This is a genomic window from Kaistia sp. MMO-174 (assembly GCF_037147815.1).
GTDB lineage: Bacteria > Pseudomonadota > Alphaproteobacteria > Rhizobiales > Kaistiaceae > Kaistia > Kaistia nematophila.
This window is the reverse complement of sequence record NZ_JBBCUO010000002.1, coordinates 12,269-30,538: the sequence shown is the minus strand read 5'-3', so window position 1 is coordinate 30,538 and position 18,270 is coordinate 12,269. Positions and strand designations below refer to the sequence as shown.

The following is an 18,270-nucleotide window of genomic DNA, read 5'->3' as shown; positions in this document are numbered from 1 at the left end:
GCCATGGTGTCCTTGTTCGGACTGGCGCTGGATGCTCTGAACTACGTATCGGTGCTGCTGCTGGTGTGCGTCGGGCTGGTCGTCATCTTCGGCCTGATGCAGGTCATCAATCTCGCCCATGGCGAGTTCTTCCTGCTCGGCGCCTATACGGTTCTGGTGGCGCAGGGGTTCGGCGTCCCGTTCTGGCTCGCCGTGCCGCTCGCCTTCGTCGCGGTCGGGCTGGTCGGGCTCCTCTGCGACGCGGCCATATTGCGTTTCATCTACGACAGGCCGGTCGACACCATCCTCGCCACCTGGGGCCTGTCGCTCGCGATCCGGCAGGCGATCGTCATCGTCTTCGGCCCGCAGTCGCAGCAGGTCGCTGCACCGCTGACGGAACCGGTCCAGCTCTTCGGCGTCGCCTATTCCTCCTACCGCCTGGTGGTCATCCTGATCGCCATGCTGGTGGCGCTGGCCGTGTTCCTCGTGCTCTACCGCACGTCCGTCGGCCTCGCCGCGCGCGCCGCAATGGCCAACCGGCAGATGGCGCAGTGCCTCGGCATCAACATGCGCCGGCTCGACCGCGCCACCTTCAGCGTCGGCGCCGGTCTCGCCGGCCTCGCCGGCGCGGTGATGGCGCCGCTGATGAGCGTCGATCCGCAGATGGGCATGGGCTTCGTGCTGCCCGCCTTCCTGTCGATCCTGGTCGGCGGCGTCGGCAGCCCGGCCGGCGCGATCTGGGGCTCGATCGTCATCGGCAGCTCGACGACGCTGGTGTCCGCCTGGTGGACGCCGGTGATCGCGCAGATCGTGGTGTTCCTGCTCGCCATCGTCGCGATCCGCTTCCTTCCCACCGGCCTGTCGGGACTGCGCAGAAAATGACCCTTCGTCTAATTCCGACCCTGGCGGTCTGGGTGGTGCTCGCGGCGCTGCCGACGGTGCTCGGCCTGTGGGAACTGGCCATGTTCGGCCAGTTGCTGATCTATGGCATCGCCGCGATCAGCCTCGCCTTCATCTGGGGCCAGGGCGGGCTGGTCAGCTTCGGCCAGGCGCTGTTCTTCGGCGCCGGCGCCTATGCGATGTCGCTGACGGCCAAGGGCATGCTGCCCGGCATTCCCGAATCCCCCTGGCTCGGCCTGTTCTTCGCCATCGTCGCCGGCGCCGTGTTCGGCGCGCTGACCGGCGTCGCGCTCTTCTTCGGCAAGGGGCTGCGCACGGCCTATTTCGGCATCATTACCATCGCCGCCGCCGTCATCGCCGAACGCGTGACCACCAACTGGCGCTATATCGGCGGCTTCAACGGCCTGCTCGACGTGCCGCCCTTGCCGCTCCCCGGCGGGCTCGACAGTGCCGATCCGCTTGCCGGCTACCTGCTGGTGCTCGGCTTCGCGCTCCTCGCCTTCCTCTTCCTGCTCGCCGTCGAGCGCTCGCCCTTCGGCACGGTGCTGCGCGGCATTCGCTGCGACGAGCGGCGCATCATGAGCCTCGGCTATTTCGTACCGCTCTGGAAGGTGATGGCGCTCGCGCTTTCAGGCGGCGTGGCCGGCCTCGCCGGCGGCCTGTTCGCGGCCCAGTTCGCCTTCGTCTCGCCCGCCGTCATCGGCCTCGCGCTCTCGACCGAAATCCTGATCTGGGCGGCGGTCGGCGGCAAGGCCGTGCTGATGGCGGCCTTCATCGGCGCCATCTTCGTCAAGTACATGGAAGGCTACCTGTCGGAGACGATCGGAAACTACTGGCTGCTCGTCACCGGCATCGCCTTCATCGCCGTCGTCGTGCTGTTCCCGGAGGGCCTGCTGGGGCGGGTGTTCAAGCTGCCGCCGCCGGCGCGCCTGCGCCGCGACTAGCCCCCGAGCCGCAGGCCCTGCCGCGCCTGGAGGGCGGATCCAAGCGGCAGGATGCGCCCGAGCGGCTCACGAAGGGCCGGCGTGCCGGCGAGGACGGCATTGCCGCGGAGCAGGCCGCCATCGGCGGTGAAGTCGCTCGCCCAGCCGCCCGCCTCCTCGACCAGCAGCAGCCCGGCGAGCACGTCCCAGCTGTGCAGGAACAATTCGCAATAGCCGTCGATTCGACCGCAGGCGACCTGGGCAAGCCCGATCGCGGCAGAGCCGTTCTGGACGAAGGCGAAGTCGTTTTCCAACAGCCGGCCCACCAGCGCGACGTAGTCGACAAGCGGACGCTTCGATGAATAGCCGGCATCGATCAGGGCGTCGGTCGGGCCGCGGGTTTCGCGTACCCGGATCGACCGCCCGTTGCAGGTCGCGCCAAAACCGCGCCGGGCGACGAACATCTCGTCGAGGATCGGGTTATAGACAACGCCGCTCTCGGTGCGGCCCTCCGCATGGAAGGCGATCGACATGGCGAAATGCGGGATCCGGCGCGAGAAATTCGTCGTGCCGTCGATCGGGTCGATCACCCAGAGATTCGCGGCCTCCCCGCCCCCCGATTCCTCGGTCAGGATGCCGTCCCCCGGAAAGGCCTGACCGAGCCTTCCGATCAGGAAGCGGTCGATCTCCAGATCCGCCTCCGTGACGAGATCATGCGCGCCCTTCTCCGTGGCGCGGATGCTATCGCCCGCCTCGAAGTAGCGCCGCGCGATCGCACCGGCCTCGCGGGCGATTTCCTGGGCAAAGGTGTGTCGGCGAGCAATCTCGCTGCTATGCATGGTGGTCTTCGACTATCGATATGAGGGTTATTTCAGGCGGCCGAGACGGGCATCCAGCGAAGCGCTGACATCCGCCTCCGCGCCCTCCAGCAGGGCAATCAGCGCGCGCGAGGCGGCGTCCGGATCGCGCCGCTCGATGGTTTCGACGATCTCGCGATGCAGGCCGAGCGAATGCATCTGTCCGGCAGGGTTGTCGTCCGTCAGGCGGAAACTGATCACCAGAGCCGTCTCGATCAGGGCGGAGAGCGAGCCGATCAGCTCATTGCCGGACATGTGGAGGATCGCCTGATGGAAGGCGAGATCCGGAACGGCGAACCGCTCGCCGTCGCTGCCGGCCTGTTCCATCTCGTCGAGCAGCGCGCGCAGCTCGGCGATCTGTTCCGGCGTCGCGCGCTCGGCCGCCAATGCGCCTGCCATCGGCTCGATCGCCCGGCGCAGCTCGAACAGGGAGCGCGCTTCCTCGGCCGTGGTGCGCGTGCTGAAGCGCCAGAGCAGGACGTCGGGATCGAGAAAGTTCCAGTCCTTGCGCGGGCGGACGCGCGTTCCCGTGCGCGGGCGCATTTCCACCATGCCCTTGCCGGCCAGGACCTTCACCACCTCGCGCAGGCCCGTACGGCTGGCGCCGAAGGCGGCGCTCCAGTCGTCGCCGTTCGGCAACTGGTCGCCCGGAACGAGCTCGCCGCGCACGATGCTGAGGCCGATGTCGTTCAACAGCCGAGCATGCAGGCCGGACCGGGAAGAGCCCTCGATCCGCGGTCTCGTGCGGGATGCCCTCGCGAGGGCGTCGGCATTCTTCATATCATTCACACCATTCACACAGATGTCATGCCCCAGCCCTACTAAGCACACCATCGGCCACGCATCCAGAGTATTCGATACAAAGACGCATAAATATTTCTCGATATAATTCAATATCTAAAGATCTTATCGATCTGGCTGGATCCATATTCCGGCCCGATACATCTATTCATAGCGATGTATCCCGCGCATTGATTTTGCTGACTTCTATTAATTCAGCGAGATCACCACAAATCGATTTTGAATCTTGCCACCGTCGAGGGCTGCCGCCGTCGGGGAACGATGTCGCGCGGGCTGAGAAATCGACGCAATGCACCAACAGGAATTCGACAGCATGCCATCCACGATGATCGATACTGCCGGCGAAACCGCCCGCCGCCCGGCTCCGCATCAGCGCCGCCTTGCCGCCATGAAGAACGCGGCCGCCGGCCGCCTTCCGAAGACCCTGATGTCCAGCCTGCTCTGGTCGACCGCGCTCGTCGCGACGTCGCTGCCGGCGCTCGCCGTCGAACCGTGGATCATGGTCGAGCGCAACTTCTTCCTCGATGCCGACCCGGCCCGCGGCCAGGGCGTCACCTCGGACGGCACCTACTGGTACTTCTCGGGCACGCATTCGCTCGAGATCGCCGACAGCAACTTCAACACCGTCTCGATCAATTCCGACGCGATCGCCGCCTCGCTGAAGATCCCGTCCGAGTTCTCGGATGCGGGCCTCAACCACATCGGCGACATCGATTACGCCAACGGGCTGCTCTACATCTCGCTCGATTCGAGCAACCGCGACCCGGTTACCAACCTCAAGTACAACAACCCTGTTTTCGCGATCTATGACGCGACGACGCTGGAATATACCGGCCAGGCCTATGTGCTCAATCCGCCGGGCGGCACCGTCGACATCGCCAGCTGGGTGGCCGTCGACGCCAAGGCCGGCCTCGCCTATGGCATGGCCTATGACAACGCCACGCAGATCGCCGTCTACAACCTGTCCGACTTCAGCTTCAAGGAATACATCCCGCTGTCGCAGGTCGTCGACCAGGCGCAGGGCGGCAAGATCCTCGACGGCTGGATGTATTTCTCCAGCGACGACGCCGAGAAGACGCTGAGCCGCGCCAATCTCAAGACCGGCGAAGTCGAGGTTCTCGGCTACCTGAAGCTCGACGCCGAGCAGGAGGTCGAAGGCCTTTCGTTCAAGTGGACCAAGGACGGCTGGTCGCTCAACGTCCTCGACCGCGAGGAGAGCTCGCCCGGCAATGGCGAGGAAGGCGTCGCCTTCTACAAGTACCTGCGCCCCTACGGCAACGCCCTCTCCGGCGAGATCCATGCCGACATCAAGGGCGGCCTGGTCGAGGACAGCCGCTATGTCCGCGACGCGGCCAACCGTCGCCTCCGCTCGGCCTTCGACGCGATCGCCACGCCGCCGTCGGTGACCGCCACCATCGACGCCAACGGTCTGCATGCCGCGCCCGCCAACACGGACGGCATCGTGCTCTGGGGCGAGGCGCTGGCGCTTACGGCCGATGCCAAGGGCTCGGGCTATGCCGCCGATTTCGACCGCACGGCGGCCGGCTTCGTCGCCGGTGTCGACGCCCCGGTCGGCGGCTGGCGCGTCGGCCTGCTCGGCGGCTACAGCCATTCGAGCTACAATGTCGACGATCGCAACTCGACCGGCTCGAGCGACAACTACGACATCGGCGTCTATGCCGGCACCCAGTGGGGCGCGCTCGGCTTCCGCTCCGGCGCGATGTATGGCTGGCACGAGATCGACACCCGCCGCAACGTCGTCTTCCCGGCGTTCAGCGAGTCGCTCGCCGCCGACTACAACGCCGCGACGGCGCAGGTCTTCGGCGAACTGGCCTATCGCCTCGACATGGGCAAGAGCGCGGTCGAGCCCTTCGTCAACCTCGCCTATGTCCACCTCGACACGGACGGGTTCTCCGAGAACGGCGGCACCATTGCGGCGCTTTCGACCGACGACTCGACGACGGAAAACACCTTTTCGACCTTCGGCGCCCGCGCCTCGACGAAGTTCGACCTCGGCAAGACCAAGACCGCCCTGCACGGCATGCTCGGCTGGCAGCACGCCTATCAGGACGTCACGCCGGTCTCCAGTTTCGCCTTCGGCACCGGAGCCTCGTTCGACATCGCGGGCGTTCCGATCGCCAAGGACGCGCTGGCGCTCGAAGCCGGCTTCGATGTCTCCCTGACCGACAGCGCCACGCTCGGCGCTTCCTATTCCGGCCAGATCGCCAACGACGTCCAGGCGCACGCCTTCAAGATCAACTTCGACGTGAAGCTCTAGCCGCCCGCCCTCTCCCTCCCCGCCGGCGCCGAGCGCTGGCGGGGTCCGGAGGACAGCCCCATAAAGAAAAAGCCCCGGATCTTGCGATCCGGGGCTCTTTCTTTGCTGGTTGCGGGGACACGCAACCAACTTAGCTTGACACCAAGAACAGATAGCGAATTGGGCGGCTTTCTGCGGTTCACGAAGGTGCTGCCAATCTAGTGTCTTGGATACCAGAGGATCTGTCCACGCCCAGCCTAGCGCACCAAAAGCTGTCCGACGCTTTCGGCATCAGGACTATGAGGCAGTCGGCGCAATCTCTGCCTGTTCCGCGTCTCCGGTCGCCAGCCGCGACGATGGCCGCGCCGTCGCGGGCAACCTTTACTCGGCGTACTTGAATTCCGGCGCCGTCGTCAGGCTCTCCTTGGTCGCGGCATGGAGGATCGTTTTGCCCTTCTGGGTGGTATCCAGTTCCCGATATGGGACGGCGACGAGCTTCGAGCCCAGGCCCAGGAAACCGCCCACCGATACGATGGCGTAGGGTACCTGTTGGTCGGCGGTGAGGATGAGGTCGTCGACCGAGCCGATCTTGTCGCCATTCTCGTTCTCGACGGTCGAGCCGATAATCTTCGACGCCCGCCAACCGGTGGCGATCGTGGCGGGGTCGAGCTTGACCTCGCCGACCGTCTCCTTCGGCGCGGGCTTGGAATCCTCCGCGTGGGCCGGAACGGCGATGGGAGAGGCCAAGACCGCCAGAACGGCCAGTTTCGCGAACATCTTCGTCATCCGAGTGTCTCCGGGTTGTTGCGTGATCATCAACCCGCGCATAGCGGAATCGTTCCTTGCCGCAGTTAATGGCCGGGACAGGAAATTAGCCTGGGGCGTCCGCGGCCTTGCGAAGGCAGTCTCCGAGATAGATGCGGAACTGCGGTGCTGTCCGCCTTGAATGCTGCAGCATCTTCCCGATGTCGCGGGCCTCGGTCCCGCTTCTTCCAGCCGTCATCGCCGCAGCCCAAGATTGTGCCCGGCTGCAGATTGCCGTGGCGACGTTGAGAATGGCACGCCTGAGCCGCGAAAGGGGGCAGAAAGACCCTGATGATGCCCCTTCCCTCCTCCCTACCATTGGCGTACTGACAAGGGCGTCCAGCAGTCGACTGGGCCTGAAATGTGGTCCCATGCCGATCTCGAAAAGCGCCCTCGTCCGCTCGACGGTCCTCTTCATCCTGCTCGGCCTTGCGGCCCTGCTGGCCATCGTCGGAGCCATGTTCTGGCTCGTCAGCGAAACGGCCGACAGCTCGAAGGATCTGATGCAGGCGCGTACCGAGCGCTCCTTGCTGATCACCCTGCGAAGCCTGGGCCAGGACGCCGAGACCGGTCAACGCGGCTACCTCTTGACAGGAAACCCGCTGTATCTGGCGCCCTATGAGGACGCAGTCGCGAAGTTCCCAGCCCAGATGGATCGTGTCCAGGCGGCCTTCGAGGGAGATAAGGAGCAGGCGGCCCTGATGGCTCGCCTGCGGCAGACGCTGACGGCGAAGTTCGACGAACTGAAGCGGACGATCGACCTTGCAAAAGGCGGCCAGCACGACGCGGCCATCGCGATCGTCAATGCCGACAGCGGCCGCGAGCTCATGGACGATGCCCGTCAATTCTTCGAACGTTCCATCGCCCGCGCTGATCAGGCCGTGCTCGACAGCATCGCGCGCCAGCAGCGGGGAATCGAGCTGCTTCGCTGGGTGACGTTCCTCGGCGCCCTGGTCATCCTGGTGGTCGTCGGCGGGTCCGCCTGGACAGTCTGGCAATATACTCGCCAGCTGGTGATGGCGCAGCGTGAGGTCGCGACCCTCAACGCCGACCTCGAGCGACGCGTCAGCGAGCGTACCGCCGACCTTGGCCGCGCCAATGAAGAAATCCAGCGCTTCGCCTATATCGTGACGCATGATCTGCGAGCGCCGCTCGTCAACATCATGGGGTTCACGAGCGAGCTCGAAGCGAGCCTGGACGCGCTGCAGGACTACGTCGGCCGCGATGAAATGCCATCCACCGGCGACGAGGACGACAAGAAGGCGGCGGCAGCCCGCGTGGCGGCGTTCGACGATCTGCCCGAGGCGATCGGCTTCATCCGCTCGTCGACCCGCAAGATGGATGCGCTGATCAATGCCATCCTGAAACTGTCACGCGAAGGACGCCGCACCCTGAAGCCGGAGAGCATCGAGCTTCAGGCGATCCTCGAGAACGCCGCGGACGCCGTACGCCATCAGATCGTCGAGGGGGGCGGCGAAGTCACCATCGCCGGTGCGCCGCCGGCGCTGCTGTCGGACCGCCTCACGCTGGAGCAGATCTTCGGCAATCTGCTCGACAATGCCGTCAAATATCGGGCGCCGGACCGGCCCCTGCGAATTCACATTCAGGCCGGAACGGGCCCCGGTAACACCATCCAGGTCAAGGTCGCCGACAATGGCCGCGGCATTGCCGCCCAGGACCATGAGCGCATCTTCGAGCTGTTTCGTCGGTCGGGATCGCAGGATCAGCCCGGCGAAGGCATCGGGCTGGCGCACGTCCGATCCATGGCCCGCAATATCGGTGGCGACATCGTCGTCCGGTCGGAACTGGGAACGGGGTCGACATTTGAACTCACATTCGCGCGCGACCTGCGCAAAATCATCGGAGCTGCCTAAGTGAACCAGCACGCCAAGCCGGTCGTCATCGTCATGATCGAGGACGACGAGGGCCATGCCCGCCTGATCGAAAAGAACATCCGTCGCGCCGGCGTCAACAACGAGATCCTCCCGTTCACGAACGGCACTGACGCGCTAAAGTATCTGCTGGGGCCCGATGGTTCGGGTCTGGCGAGCGCCGGTCGCCAGATCCTCGTGCTCCTCGACCTGAACCTGCCGGACATGACCGGCATCGACATCCTCGAGAAGATCAAGTCGAACGCCCATACCCGCCGATCGCCAGTCGTTGTCCTGACCACGACGGATGACAGTCGCGAAATCCAGCGCTGCTACGACCTCGGTGCCAACGTCTACATCACCAAGCCGGTCAATTACGACGGTTTCGCCAATGCGATCCGTCAACTCGGCCTGTTCTTCGCGGTCATGCAAGTGCCGGAAACCGAGTAGCAATGCCGAACCGGCCCGTCTCTATCCTCTACATCGACGACGATCCGGGCCTCACCCGGCTCGTGCAGAAGACTCTCGGCCGACGTGGCTATACGGTGGAATCGTCATCGACCGGTGAGGCAGGTCTGGCACGGCTTGCTGATGGCGGCATCGATGTCATCGCCCTCGATCACTTCCTTCCGACCGGTACGGGTCTCGATTTCCTCGGCGATCTCGCCCGATTGCCCGAGCGGCCACCGGTCGTTTACGTCACCGCCTCCGGTGACACGACGGTGATCGTCGCGGCCCTCAAGGCCGGCGCCGCCGACTACGTGCCCAAGGCCGTCGGTGAGGAGTTCCTGGAGATCCTTGGCAGCGCGATCGACCAGGCGGTCGAGAAGGCGCGCCTGCAAAGGGCGCGGGATCTCGCCGAGCACGAAATGCGGATCGCCAAGGAGCGCGCTGAGATCCTGCTGCACGAGGTCAATCATCGCGTTGCCAACAGCCTCGCGATTGTCGGCTCGATGATCCGGCTTCAGACGAATGCTGCGGCGGATGCGCATGTGAAGCAGGCGCTGGGCGAGGCGCAAAGCCGAATTGCAGCCATCGCCGGCGTTCATCGCCGGCTGTACTCGTCGCACGACGTGCGCAATGTGGAACTCTCCGCCTATCTCTGCGGCCTGGTCAGCGAGCTCGAGACCGCCATGAAGGCGTCGGGACACACCTCGACGACCCTCTGCCAGATGGAGATCGCATTCGTCCCGACGGACAAGGCGGTGACGGTCGGCGTCCTGGTCACCGAACTGGTGATCAATGCATTCAAATACGCCTACCCCGACCAGCGGACCGGCGAAATCCGCGTGATCCTCAGGCTCGACGACGCGGACCGGCTGGCGCTCATCGTCGAGGACGACGGCGTCGGCCGATCCAGAGCAAACTCGTCCGGTGGAACGGGCGTCGGAAGCCGTATCGTCAGCGCGATGGCCACGAGCCTCGATGCGACGATCACCTATTCCGAGCCGCCCGGCTGCTCCGCTCGGCTATCCTTCAAGGCGAGTTAGCGGACGCGTAGACGGCAAGAACGACATCGTCAAAGCTCCCGGCCAGGCGGCGCTATCCATCCTGCTTCGTCCCGCGGGCGACGACCTGGAGCGCGCCATCCGGCAGCGGTCGCTGCATCTCCGGCACCTCGTTCGCCGGCGCCGTCATCCAGCGCTCAATCTCGGCCTCGGTCCGCAGGATGACCGGCATCGCCTTCGGGTGGATCGCCTTCACCTCGGCGTTCGGCTCCGTTGTCAGGAAGCCGAACAGGTCGTTCGTCGTTTCCCCTTCCCTCACCTTCCGCACGCTGGTCCAGTTGGTCCATATACCGGCGAAGAAGGCGAGCGGCCGATCCTCGGAAAGGGCGAACCAGATGTCGCCGCCGGCGTCGCGGTTGAATTCCGAGAAGGAGGTGAAGGGCACCAGGCATCGGTTCTCGACCCCAAGCCAGCGCTGCCAGTGCTTGCTGCCGATGTTGCGGATATTGGTGGTGCCGGAGTCCGGCTCCATCCGCAGCAACTCCTTGAAGTCGACCGTCTGCCCCTTCGCCTCTAGCTTGGCTGCCCGCTTCTTGGTCGCCTCCATCAAGGCGAATTGCGAGGTCGGCATGCCCCACCGGGCCGTTGCCAGCTCGCGGACACCGTCGGCACTGGTGCGCACGATCGGCGCGGCATAGTCGGGGAAGATGCCGGGCAACGGCGGCACATTGCCGGCGTAGTCGCGCAGCGCTTTGGCGAAGGCGCGAATGGCATCCTGCGTTCGGGTCATCGAGTAAAGGTTGCACATGGGGCGAGCCTATCGGGGAGATCGGCCGCCTTCAACCAGAGGCAGATTGACTCCCTCGCGCATGAGAACAAAATAGGAACATAAACCCAGAGGTGACCACCATGGCGCATGCCGCCAAGACCATCGATGCCGAGCAGACCGCGCTCGACGAGCGGGTCGATAGCCTGCTCGCCGCCCACAATGGCGACGCCCGCGCTGTGATCGAGACGCTCTTGCTCACAGCAGATAGCCGCGCCGCGAGGATCTCGTTCGGCTATGTGCGCGGCCGACTACCCGATGAGCCATGAGCATTGGTCGCCCCCTCTCGCCTTGGGCGGTCCTATCGCGGCTGGAACAGAGGGTCAGCCAGCAGAAGGAGGTGCGGCTCACACCGGCGACCGCGGCCCTCTTGTTGCAGGCCCTGCGCGCGTATCTGGCCAACCCCAGACGGGATGAGATCGCGGCCATCATGTGCATGCGCCACAACATCAAACGCGAGCCCTGCCAGCCACTCTGCCGACGGTGCAGGGAAACGGCATGGGAGTTGAAATGCCTGATGCGTGGAGAGATAAACCCCTTCGGCGACGGGGACGATCGCTAGCAGCGGTCTTGTCTAGAACGCCTGGCTGACGTCGAGAGCCAGAAGTCCGACAGCCAAGCAACATCCGATCGTGGCCGCAACCAGACCGACATACATCATCGCGTAGGCAAACGATCTAAACATGCTCGCAAAGGTAGCATGCGAAAAAAGCTGATGATATCGGCACTAGAGTACCGTGCCATTCCGTTCCGGACTATTGTATTCCCTGACCATTCATTCAAAACTGCATTGACTCTCATGAAGGGAGCCGAGTTGTGAGCGCGCAATGTCGGAAGATGACTCTCCCTATAGCCTGCCGAGACGGGCACTTGATGGAGAGAGACGGGACCACTCGCATGGAAGTCCTGTTCATCCGCGGATTGCGCATCTCGAAGAAGAGCTGGCCCAACGGGACGCCAAGATCGCCGACCTCAAAAGCTTGGTCTGGGTCCTCTGGGCTACGCTATTCTGCGTGTTCCTGGTATGGGGACTGAGGGAATGGCTGTCCAGATAGCTAGCTCGTCTCCAAAAGAAGCGGCGCCAGAGCGAGCTTTCCGTGAGTTCCTATTGATGACATTTGATGAAACCCGCCCCGAGGCGCGAAGTCAGACCCTCTTCTCCATCGCAGCGGCAGCCATTCCGGGTCTACGGCAGCCAGCGCCAAGCGGATCGTGATATCTTCTTTGCGGCTCATGAAACCCAACCTCTCAATCGCGAGGAGTGTGCAATCAGGGAGAAAGCAATAGGGCCGCGCACGCCGCGTCTCTGAGCAGACCTTGCGGCGGGCGGGCCCCTGAGCGCCATCAACTAGGCCCTCGACAAGCCAACGCGTCGGGCCCGGGGCGGTTGCGAATGGATGCTTTCGTGAGAGCCAATATTGAAGGCGCGCCTGAGTGCCAATCTCACCGCCAGCGCCCATCAGCGCAGCAGAGTTCTCACGAGCTCCTGGAGCTGCGAAGGTCAGAAAATGACCATCGCCAACGCCGTTGCGCCCATCAGGAATGTAGTCAGCCACCCCAGAACCTTAAGCGCCAACGGGGCGGTATAGTCCGCCATGACAGAACGCCTTGAGACGGCGACCATCATTCCAGCGAGAACCGGAACCGCCACTATTCCGTTCACGACCGCACTCCAGAAGAGCGCCTTGATGGGACTGAGCGGCGTCCACTCGATCGAGAGCCCGAGTACCACCCCTAGTGCGATCACTGCGTAAAAGGCCTTGGCCCGCATTGGGCGATGCTCAAGGCTCGCTCTCCATCCGCCGATCTCGCAGATCGCATAGGCCGACGACCCGGCCAACACCGGGACGGCAAGCATCCCTGTTCCAATGATTCCCAAGCTGAAAATGGCGAAGGCTAAATTGCCAGCAACTGGCTGCAGCGCCTTCGCGGCGTCCGCCGCGCTTGCGATGTTCACCTGGCCAGCCGCGTGCAACGTTGCCGCCGTTCCCAGCATGATTGCGAGCCCGACGATGTTCGAGACAGCCATGCCGACAAAGGTATCCCAGCGAATTCGGACAAGCGCGTCCTCGCCCTGAGATGGGGCTTGCTTCAGCGGCTTCCGCTCGGGGACCCGGTGGATCTCCTCGACCTCCTGGGAGGCCTGCCAGACAAAGAGGTAAGGACTGATCGTCGTGCCGAATATGGCGACTATCGTCGTAGTGGCATCCCGGCTGCTCAACCGCGGCACCAACATTCCGATAGCCACCGTCGCCCAGTCGATCTTGACCATGAAGAGAAGCGCGACATAGGACAAAAGGACGAGCGTCAACCACCTCAGATAGTCGGCGTATCGATGGTAGGGAATCCAAAGCTGGAGGATCAGCGACGCCAGTGCAAAGGCAACGGTGAAGGCGAGTTGGGCCCGTCCGGCCAAGAGCGCAGCGGCCTCCCCCATCGCCGCCAGATCCGCACCGACATTGATCGTGTTTGTCACGAACAACAGCGCCGCCAGACCCAAGACCACCCAGCGGGGCAGCGTTGCTCCCAGACTATGGATGAGCCCCCTGCCGGTGACACGCCCGATGCGGGCGCTCAGCATCTGAACAGCGACCATGAAGGGGTACGAGAAGACCAGCGTCCAAAGGAGCGTGGGCCCGAATTGGGCCCCTGCCTGGGAGTATGTCGCAATGCCGCTGGGGTCGTCGTCTGCCGCACCGGTAATGAGACCGGGACCCAGCCGCTTCAATTGCTCGCCAAGGCTCATGGCCGCCTACCTGGAAGCCTCAGCTCGCGCCACAAAGGCGGCGCGAGCGCGAAACCGAGATCAAGCCGTGGGGTAGGAACATCCGCAACGGCCTGCCCCGCAGGGAATGCCTAGATCTCATCCTCTCGCCGAAAAGCGGAAGGAGGCGCGTTGGGATCAAAGCGCGTCCAGCCTCCCCGCTCGTAGTCGGCTCGACGCAGGTCGAGGTCGACAGAGCCGCGCTGGAGGATCGTTGTCGCGGCTCCGACGTCCGCGTCCTCGACACGCGCGGTGACCAAGGTCCCGCCGCGCCGGACACCCTCGGCATAGACGTTTGCGTCCCTTTCGGGAATGCCCGAGCTGGTCATCGCGCCAACGATACCGCCTGCAGCGCCGCCCACGACCGCTCCGGCGGCAGCGCCCGCAGCCGTCGAAACGAGCCAGCCTGCCGCCACGACTGGCCCGACGCCGGGGATGGCCATCAGGCCGAGCCCCGTCAGAAGTCCGCCCAAACCTCCGACCGCGGCGCCCAGGCCGGCGCCGGCGCCCGCATCGGCTCCCACGTGCGAATCTTCGATCTCGCCGTTCTGGCCCGATGCAACCACGCTGATGTCGTCCCCTGCGACGCCAAGGGCCTGGAGCTGGTTGACGGCGGCCGCGGCCTCGGCACGACTATCAAACAGGCCGGAAACTGTAGTCGTCATTTTGTATGCTCCCATCGCTACTTGCTGGTGACGTTGCCCTGAAAATCGACCTGGACATCGACGGTTGCGCCATCCTTGGTCGCCTTGCCGCGCCAGATGCCGTTGTCGTCCTTGGAGAGGCCTGACACAGCGGTAAATCCGGCATCAACGATGCGAGCTCGCGCCTGTTCTTCGGTGAAACTATTGGCGCCGGGGACCGGGGCCTTCGGGTTTGTGGATCCCTGGGTCGATACAGCGGGGGTCGTCGCATCCTCCGCGATCGCGGGCAGACAAAGGGCGGCCGAGACCAGCCCGGCTAAGGCTATGGCTTTCATGGAAGTCTCCTCCAAAGGCGCTCCATCTTGAGCGCAGGCGACGAAGACCAATCCCCGCGAAGGCACGAAGTTCCCGAACATTGCACCCTTGCGGAGAGCCCGGCCCAAAGCCGGCGGCGCTGCGGACAGCGCTTCTGCGAATTTCATGGGACGCGGAACCATGGGCCGTGGCGACAGTTGAAACAGCTTCATCCCCGGACCGCCAGGCGTAGCTGACCGCGGTCGGAGGAAGGGGCGGCTGGAGCCGTCATTGCCAGATCGAACCAAGCATCAGCAGCCCGGTACGAAACCGAGGAGGAAACTGTCATGAGCCTGTTTTCGAAAGACATCACGAGCCTGGACGAATTGTTCGTGCACCAGCTCCGGGACATCTACTACGCCGAAAATCAGATCCTGAAGGCCCTTCCCAAGATGGCAGAGAAGGCCAATTCGGCGCCGCTTGCCGAGGCTTTCCGCAATCATCTTGCCGAGACCAAGGAACACGTGAACCGCCTCGAGGAGGTGTTTGAGCTTCACGGTGTCCAGGTGAAGGGCGTCGACTGCCCGGCGATCGACGGCATCATCGAGGAAGCGGACGATGTCGCCGGCGACGTCGACGATTCGGCCGTTCTCGATGCGGCGCTGATTGCGTCTGGCCAGGCGGTCGAGCACTACGAAATGGCCCGCTACGGCACTCTCGTCGCCTGGGCAAAGCAGCTCGGCCGTGACGATTGTGCGGCGCTGCTGCAGCAAAACCTGGATGAAGAAGGCGCAGCCGACAAGAAGCTCTCAGCGCTGGCAGAAGGCGGCGTCAACGCTCGCGCGGCGTGAAGATGGCTCGCTGGCGCCTGCTGCGTACCCTGCTGGGAACGCGGCTGCGCTATCGCAAACCGCCCCGCATCCGGGCACGGCCCTGGTACTATCCCGGATAGTCAGGACCGTCCTCTGGGGCTCAGGAGATGGACGGCCGCTGTGGACGAAATCAAGTCATCGTCGTTTCCGTGGCAACCGACCGAGCGGACCGTTCATCTCTGCATCGACATGCAGGGCCTGTTTGCGGCGGATGGACCATGGCCGACACCCTGGCTGGAGGCTGCTCTTCCGAACATTCTACGCATCGCGGAGTTCAGACCCGAGAGGGCCGTCTTCACCCGCCTCATCCCGCCTCGTACTGCCGAGAACGCCCGGGGCACCTGGCGGCATTACTACGACGTCCATGCTCATGCGACCCGGCAACAGCTGAAACCGGTTTCGCTTCAGCTGTTGCCACCTTTGGCTGCGCTCGTGCCGCCAGCGCTTGTCATCGACAAGCCCGTCTATTCCGCATTCCTTGGGTCCGATCTGCGCCGCATCCTAATGACGCGGAAGGCCGATGGACTCATCATCACCGGCGCCGAAACCGATGTCTGCGTACTCGCAACGGTGCTTGATGCGGTCGATCTCGGATATCCGGTCTTTGTGATCGCCGACGCGATCTGCAGCTCGACAGACGCCTCGCATGACGCAGTCGTCACCCTTTACCGGACGCGCTTCTACCGCCAGGTGCAGGTTCTATCGACGGATGCGCTGCTGGAGCGCTGGCCGCGAAACTGATGCTTTCAAACAACTCCTTAGAAGGGAGGCAACGATGAACTCGGCGAACAAGGCTGCGGAGAGGCAGCGCCGGATCCAGCGACAGGTCGACAGCAACGACGCCTCCGCTTCGCCACGACGCGTCGAGGCCATGCAGGCCGGCGCGCGTGCCTATCCTGCTCCCCCCTTTCCGAAGCAGCACCACCCAAAGCCTGGACATGAGAGCGAGATCGAGCCGGCCCCGATGTATGAGGCACCCTTCTGGAAGGGATCGGGAAAGCTCGATTCCAAGGTTGCGCTGATCACGGGCGGCGATTCCGGCATCGGCCGGGCCGTTGCGGTTCTTTTTGCCCGCGAGGGGGCTGACGTCGCGATCTTCTACCTCACGGAACATGACGATGCCGAAGAGACGAAATCCGCCGTCGAGGCAGAGGGGCGGCGCTGCGTCCTGATATCCGGCGACGTCAGCCGACGAGAGGATTGCCACGGCGCCGTTGCAAAGACCCTGAAGGAATTCGGCCGCCTTGATGTTCTCGTCAACAACGCGGCGTTCCAGGTGCATTCCGACGCCTTTTCCGACTTGACGGAAGATCACTTCGATGCGACGCTAAAGACCAATCTCTACGGCTATTTCCATATGGCCCAGGAAGCGGCTGCGCACATGAAGCCCGGCTCGGCCATCGTCAATACCGGTTCGGTCACCGGACTTACGGGCTCCAAGAACCTAGTCGACTATTCCATGACGAAGGGCGGCATCCATGCTTTCACGCGGGCGCTGTCCGCGAACCTGATTTCAAAGGGGATCCGGGTGAATGCGGTCGCACCGGGCCCGGTATGGACTCCGCTCAACCCGTCGGAGAAGAGCGCCGAGGACGTAGCGCAGTTCGGTGCCGACACGCCGATGAAACGCCCCGCGCAGCCGGAGGAGATTGCTCCGGCCTATGTCTTCCTCGCGTCGCCCCAATGCTCGAGCTACATCACCGGCGAGATCCTCCCGATCGTCGGAGGCTACTAGCACTCAGCACTGGTACTTAGCTCCGCCTCTCCTGGTTCATCGGTCCAGCGCGAAATCACTGAACCACTGTCGTTCCTCGCCGGCGACGATCGCAGCGATCATGCGCGAGGCAATATAGCTGAACGTGATCCCGTTGCCGCCGTAGCCATAGGCGGCGATAGCCCGGGGCGCCCGGGGAACCCGGCCTATAAGTGGCAACCCGTCGGCGGTTTCGCCAAACGCGGCCGACCAAGAATGGCTGACGTCGAACTCCAGCTGCGGCTGCAGGCCGCGCATGCGCTGGACGAGCCGGGCAGCTTTCTCCGGCATCAAGGATTCCCGCGCGTCCGCAACAGAAATTGCGGCGTCCTCGCCACCGATCAACAGCCGGTCCTGACTATCAAACCGGGCATAGAGATAGGGGTCCGCCGCCTCCCATACCAAAGCACGGTGCGGCCAGAGACGGGCCTCTGCCTGCGGAAGGGTAGCAACACACCAGGTCGAGACAATCCGGTGCAGGTCGGAGGGAACAAAGGACGGCATGTCATAGCCCGTCGCGAGCACGATATGTCGGGCCTCAATTACCGCGCCGGATGCGAGCACTGCCGCGGCACCGTTCTGGGCGAATTGGTAGTCGACGACGGCGTCGGCTACCAGTCGTGCCCCACGCTCGAATGAACGGTGCAGCAGTCCGTTCGCCAGGCGAACGGGATCAGCTTCCGCCGCACCTGAGACGACCAGCGCTGCCGGTCGGCTCATGCCAAAGGATTGCTGCAACTCAGCGTTGGATAGATGGGTACTGGGAAGGCTGGCCCGGAGCCTCGCCTCCTGTTCCGCCGCCAGGCTGTCGGGTGAGGCGTCGGACTCGGCCAGGTAGAGGGACGGCCTCGCCGCAAAATTACAGTCGATGGCAAGCCCCGACACCAGTTCACCGAGTTCGCGCACCGCCGCAAGGCAGCGACCGTACAGCATGGAGGCCTTGGTGAATCCGTAGCGTTCTGCCAGCTCTACAAGGGATGTGTCGATCTCCCAGAGCAACATCGCGGTGCTTGCCGCCGTGCTGCCGCGCCCCGGAAAGGATCGATCCACGATCAGGACGGATTTCCCCTGACGCGTCAGCGCCTCCGCTGCGAATGCCCCCGTGATGCCGGCGCCGACGACAACGACCTCACAGCCGGCGCCACCTCTTAGTTCGAGAATGGGTAACGGAGGCCGTTCATCCGACCAAGGCGCTCTGCCGGAACGCAAAGGATGGATGAGGGGACTTGGCGAAAACTCGGCATTGAGACGTGGATAAGAAGGCAGTCCAGACATCC

At 64.0% G+C, this 18,270-nt stretch carries 18 protein-coding genes; 10 read left to right on the top strand and 8 right to left on the bottom strand.

Going from position 1 to position 18,270, the window contains the following annotated elements:
- Nucleotides 1-3 precede the first annotated feature (3 nt).
- Both WFK98_RS06165 and WFK98_RS06160 read left to right on the top strand, forming a co-directional pair.
- The gene (locus tag WFK98_RS06165) at nt 4-861 is read left to right on the top strand and encodes a branched-chain amino acid ABC transporter permease (RefSeq protein WP_336799636.1); all 858 of its coding nucleotides are present in this window, start codon (nt 4-6) and stop codon (nt 859-861) included.
- Nucleotides 858-1,823, top strand: a complete 966-nt coding sequence (locus tag WFK98_RS06160) for a branched-chain amino acid ABC transporter permease (RefSeq protein ID WP_336799635.1) — start codon at nt 858-860, stop codon at nt 1,821-1,823. The genes WFK98_RS06165 and WFK98_RS06160 overlap by 4 nt, the downstream gene beginning before the upstream one ends.
- On the opposite strand, the gene WFK98_RS06155 is transcribed toward WFK98_RS06160, so the two are convergent.
- Nucleotides 1,820-2,641, bottom strand: coding sequence for an inositol monophosphatase family protein (locus tag WFK98_RS06155; protein WP_336799634.1), 822 nt, complete (start codon nt 2,639-2,641; stop codon nt 1,820-1,822). The two genes, WFK98_RS06160 and WFK98_RS06155, sit on opposite strands and share 4 nt — an antisense overlap.
- 27 nt (nt 2,642-2,668) lie before the next feature.
- Nucleotides 2,669-3,553: a FadR/GntR family transcriptional regulator gene (locus WFK98_RS06150; protein ID WP_336799633.1), complete on the bottom strand. Its 885-nt coding sequence runs from the start codon at nt 3,551-3,553 to the stop codon at nt 2,669-2,671.
- A 220-nt stretch (nt 3,554-3,773) separates the two neighbouring features.
- Here WFK98_RS06150 and WFK98_RS06145 point away from each other — a divergent pair, with 220 nt between their 5' ends.
- Nucleotides 3,774-5,738 (top strand): autotransporter outer membrane beta-barrel domain-containing protein, encoded by a 1,965-nt coding sequence (locus tag WFK98_RS06145; RefSeq protein WP_336799632.1) that lies wholly within the window; start codon nt 3,774-3,776, stop codon nt 5,736-5,738.
- Between the two features lie 360 nt (nt 5,739-6,098).
- On the opposite strand, the gene WFK98_RS06140 is transcribed toward WFK98_RS06145, so the two are convergent.
- The gene (locus tag WFK98_RS06140) at nt 6,099-6,494 is read right to left on the bottom strand and encodes a PRC-barrel domain-containing protein (protein ID WP_336799631.1); all 396 of its coding nucleotides are present in this window, start codon (nt 6,492-6,494) and stop codon (nt 6,099-6,101) included.
- Nucleotides 6,495-6,892: 398 nt separating this feature from the next.
- Here WFK98_RS06140 and WFK98_RS06135 point away from each other — a divergent pair, with 398 nt between their 5' ends.
- The 3 genes from WFK98_RS06135 to WFK98_RS06125 are packed head-to-tail and all read left to right on the top strand — an operon-like array spanning nt 6,893 to nt 9,882.
- Nucleotides 6,893-8,395, top strand: a complete 1,503-nt coding sequence (locus tag WFK98_RS06135) for a sensor histidine kinase (RefSeq protein WP_336799630.1) — start codon at nt 6,893-6,895, stop codon at nt 8,393-8,395.
- 33 nt (nt 8,396-8,428) lie between these two features.
- Nucleotides 8,429-8,842: a response regulator gene (locus WFK98_RS06130; protein ID WP_266339690.1), complete on the top strand. Its 414-nt coding sequence runs from the start codon at nt 8,429-8,431 to the stop codon at nt 8,840-8,842.
- Nucleotides 8,843-8,844: 2 nt separating this feature from the next.
- Nucleotides 8,845-9,882 (top strand): histidine kinase dimerization/phosphoacceptor domain -containing protein, encoded by a 1,038-nt coding sequence (locus WFK98_RS06125; protein ID WP_336799629.1) that lies wholly within the window; start codon nt 8,845-8,847, stop codon nt 9,880-9,882.
- A gap of 52 nt (nt 9,883-9,934) precedes the next feature.
- Here the strand turns inward: WFK98_RS06125 and WFK98_RS06120 are convergent, their stop codons facing one another.
- On the bottom strand, nt 9,935-10,648 hold the full coding sequence (locus tag WFK98_RS06120; protein ID WP_266339612.1) for an SOS response-associated peptidase: 714 nt from the start codon (nt 10,646-10,648) through the stop codon (nt 9,935-9,937).
- Nucleotides 10,649-10,749: 101 nt separating this feature from the next.
- Between WFK98_RS06120 and WFK98_RS06115 the strand changes: the two genes are divergently transcribed.
- The gene (locus tag WFK98_RS06115; protein ID WP_266339611.1) at nt 10,750-10,935 is read left to right on the top strand and encodes a hypothetical protein; all 186 of its coding nucleotides are present in this window, start codon (nt 10,750-10,752) and stop codon (nt 10,933-10,935) included.
- 1,232 nt (nt 10,936-12,167) lie between these two features.
- Here the strand turns inward: WFK98_RS06115 and WFK98_RS06110 are convergent.
- The 3 genes from WFK98_RS06110 to WFK98_RS06100 all read right to left on the bottom strand — a co-directional run bounded on the left by WFK98_RS06110 (nt 12,168) and on the right by WFK98_RS06100 (nt 14,409).
- Complete coding sequence (locus WFK98_RS06110; protein ID WP_336799628.1) at nt 12,168-13,412, bottom strand: NRAMP family divalent metal transporter; 1,245 nt, start codon at nt 13,410-13,412, stop codon at nt 12,168-12,170.
- Nucleotides 13,413-13,522: 110 nt separating this feature from the next.
- On the bottom strand, nt 13,523-14,095 hold the full coding sequence (locus tag WFK98_RS06105; protein ID WP_336799627.1) for a general stress protein: 573 nt from the start codon (nt 14,093-14,095) through the stop codon (nt 13,523-13,525).
- A 17-nt stretch (nt 14,096-14,112) separates the two neighbouring features.
- Entirely contained in the window at nt 14,113-14,409 is a 297-nt protein-coding gene (locus tag WFK98_RS06100; RefSeq protein ID WP_266339608.1) for a PepSY domain-containing protein, read from the bottom strand.
- 306 nt (nt 14,410-14,715) lie between these two features.
- On the opposite strand from WFK98_RS06100, the gene WFK98_RS06095 reads away from it, so the two are divergent.
- The 3 genes from WFK98_RS06095 (at nt 14,716) to WFK98_RS06085 (ending at nt 16,975) form a co-directional block, all read left to right on the top strand.
- Nucleotides 14,716-15,219 carry a YciE/YciF ferroxidase family protein gene (locus WFK98_RS06095; protein ID WP_266339607.1) on the top strand — a complete coding sequence of 168 codons (504 nt, stop codon included), beginning with the start codon at nt 14,716-14,718 and terminating at the stop codon, nt 15,217-15,219.
- Nucleotides 15,220-15,360: 141 nt separating this feature from the next.
- Entirely contained in the window at nt 15,361-15,981 is a 621-nt protein-coding gene (locus WFK98_RS06090) for a cysteine hydrolase family protein (RefSeq protein WP_336799626.1), read from the top strand.
- 34 nt (nt 15,982-16,015) lie between these two features.
- The gene (locus WFK98_RS06085; protein WP_336800306.1) at nt 16,016-16,975 is read left to right on the top strand and encodes an SDR family oxidoreductase; all 960 of its coding nucleotides are present in this window, start codon (nt 16,016-16,018) and stop codon (nt 16,973-16,975) included.
- Nucleotides 16,976-17,011: 36 nt separating this feature from the next.
- Here the strand turns inward: WFK98_RS06085 and WFK98_RS06080 are convergent, their stop codons facing one another.
- Entirely contained in the window at nt 17,012-18,268 is a 1,257-nt protein-coding gene (locus WFK98_RS06080) for an NAD(P)/FAD-dependent oxidoreductase (RefSeq protein WP_336799625.1), read from the bottom strand.
- Nucleotides 18,269-18,270 lie beyond the last annotated feature (2 nt).